Origin of the sequence: Rhodovulum viride (genome assembly GCF_003265965.1) — a bacterium.
Classification (GTDB): Bacteria; Pseudomonadota; Alphaproteobacteria; order Rhodobacterales; family Rhodobacteraceae; genus Rhodovulum; species Rhodovulum kholense.
The window spans coordinates 1-2,066 of sequence record NZ_MUAV01000072.1 but is presented as its reverse complement, the minus strand read 5'-3'; the positions used below and the strand labels follow the sequence as shown (position 1 = coordinate 2,066).

3 protein-coding genes are annotated in these 2,066 nt (G+C 62.5%); 1 reads left to right on the top strand and 2 read right to left on the bottom strand.

The annotated features are described in order from the left end of the window. Positions 1–202 precede the first annotated feature (202 nt). Positions 203–427: a hypothetical protein gene (locus tag BYZ73_RS20880; RefSeq protein WP_112317535.1), complete on the bottom strand. Its 225-nt coding sequence runs from the start codon at positions 425–427 to the stop codon at positions 203–205. A gap of 74 nt (positions 428–501) precedes the next feature. On the opposite strand from BYZ73_RS20880, the gene BYZ73_RS22570 reads away from it, so the two are divergent. After that, entirely contained in the window at positions 502–1,128 is a 627-nt protein-coding gene (locus BYZ73_RS22570) for a hypothetical protein (RefSeq protein WP_146746384.1), read from the top strand. Positions 1,129–1,131: 3 nt separating this feature from the next. Here BYZ73_RS22570 and BYZ73_RS20870 read toward each other — a convergent pair whose 3' ends face one another. Beyond that, positions 1,132–1,719: a hypothetical protein gene (locus BYZ73_RS20870; protein WP_112317533.1), complete on the bottom strand. Its 588-nt coding sequence runs from the start codon at positions 1,717–1,719 to the stop codon at positions 1,132–1,134. Between the last annotated feature and the right edge of the window lie 347 nt (positions 1,720–2,066).

Sequence of the window (2,066 nt, the reverse complement as noted above, 5' to 3'; positions counted from 1 at the left end):
CCACTTCCGCTCCCGCTCCTGCGGGTCGCGCAAATTCTGGAAGGACTTTTGCATAGCGACATCCCTATGGTGGCTTCGTGCAAAATGACTCGGGGTCGAAATCGATGGGGAGGACGCCGTCAGCATGCGGGGCCCTCCGGAGCGGAGAATGAGAGATCGGAGCGGGGCGGCGCGAGGGCCACGAGGGAGAGAACGCGCGGCATCAGGCGGCGTCCTTTTCGCGTTCGGGCGCAAGAAAAGCCGCCCGCGCCAGACCGATCTGCTCATAGGTCAGATCGACCCCACGCCGCCGGGCCGCTGCGATCACATCTGCGTCGCGCCGCGCCGGGATGCCGCGCCGCTTCCAAGCCGCCACCGTGGGGTACTTCTCCCCCATGTCGCGCGCCATCTCTGCGAGGCTCGGCCAGATTGCGAAGATATCATCCATGGGCGCCACCCTATGCATAACGCATTTCGCTATGTCAATGCGTTATGCATTGCATAAGCTGTTAAACCCCGCGAATGACAGATCTGGATCAAGCCGAGCGTCTGAGGCTAGCACGCAAGCGTGCGGGCTTCAGGGAAGCGAGTGACGCAACGGAACGATTTGGGTGGAAATACCCAACATATGCCGCGCATGAGAACGGCTCGCGCGGCTTCAAAAGTCGTGCTGCCGAGTATGCGCGCGCCTTCAAGGTTGACCTGTCATGGCTGCTGACTGGCCAGGTGGCTCCAGCTGCGCGGGAGACCGATGGCCGCGTGACCGGTATGACAGAGCCCGAGGTTCAGGCATTGCGCCCGGGCCAGAAGCACTATCCAATCAACCTCGATCATGCGACGCGGATACTTGCTCCGGAATCGAGCCGCCCCGCGTTTTTCCTTCTTTCGCGAGACATTCCGGAAATGTCGCTGCGTAGCGGCGACCTGCTGGTATGCGACCTTCACCCGCCACCCGAGCCAGACCCTGGCAGCATCGTGCTGGTGCAGATCGTGGACGAAGCAACAGGCACCGCAGAAACCGTGGTTCGGCGCCTTTATCCGCCCTATCTGGCTGGCGGCCCAACGCAAGATGCCCGCCCCCTGCGCTTCGACCCGGCCTCGATGTCGATCACGGGGCAGGTCGTGGCGTCGTTCCGGTATTATGGCTGAGGTCTATTCCAAGGAAAGGACCTCGACGCTGCAGTCGCCATTGCGATAGCGGCCGACGGCCTCGCCCACATTCATGCCGCCGAACCCGTTTCGGGCGCGGTACACCATGCGGATCGTATGCCAGCCATTGGTTACGGGGCCGACGCGCGTTTCGACATGTTCGAAGCTGTCCGGGTCGCGCATTGAATTCTTGACGATACGCTTGAACGCGGGATGCGCCCCATCCCACCCCGACAGACAGTGAAACCCCTTCCGCCGCTCTTCGGCCTCGGCGGCAGCCTTCGCTTCTGCGGCAATCCTTTCCTGTTCCGCATCGCGCTCCGCACGGATCGCAGCCCACTCGACCGGATCTTCGATGCCGGCCAATCGGGCCTCGTTCTGATCCATGAACCCCTCGAACCCGGCGCGCTGGGAGCCCCACGAGACCATTGCGACCATCGCCCACACCCAGATCACCGGCGTCGCCAGAAAAATCGTAAGCCCGCGCTTGCGACGCCCAGGGCGGAAAAGCAGCATGATCAGCCCGACAAGCATCACCACAAACGCGACCAGCGTCGCGCCCAGCAGGGCCACCGCAGTCAGACCGGACATTTTATTTCCCCCATAAGTCTCAGTTCGACCGATTTGACTCCGCAGCCACACGTTGCAGCAAGGTGATTCTTCGTCGCGCATCGCGGCGTCACTTGACTATGCATTTTGCATTGACTCGTCGAAATGCGTATTGCATAGAATTGCCTCATCACATGAGTGATGACAGCAAAGGAGCCCCCCCATGAAGACCATCCTGACCACCGCCACCGCGCTGGCCCTGCTGGCTGCGCCCGCGCTCGCCGCCGTTAATGCCACCGAGGATCTGTCGGCCATCCGCCAGCCTTCGGCCGATGGCGCGGGCTGCTTTGCCGCCATCGCGGGCACCAACGCCTTCGAACGCACCCACG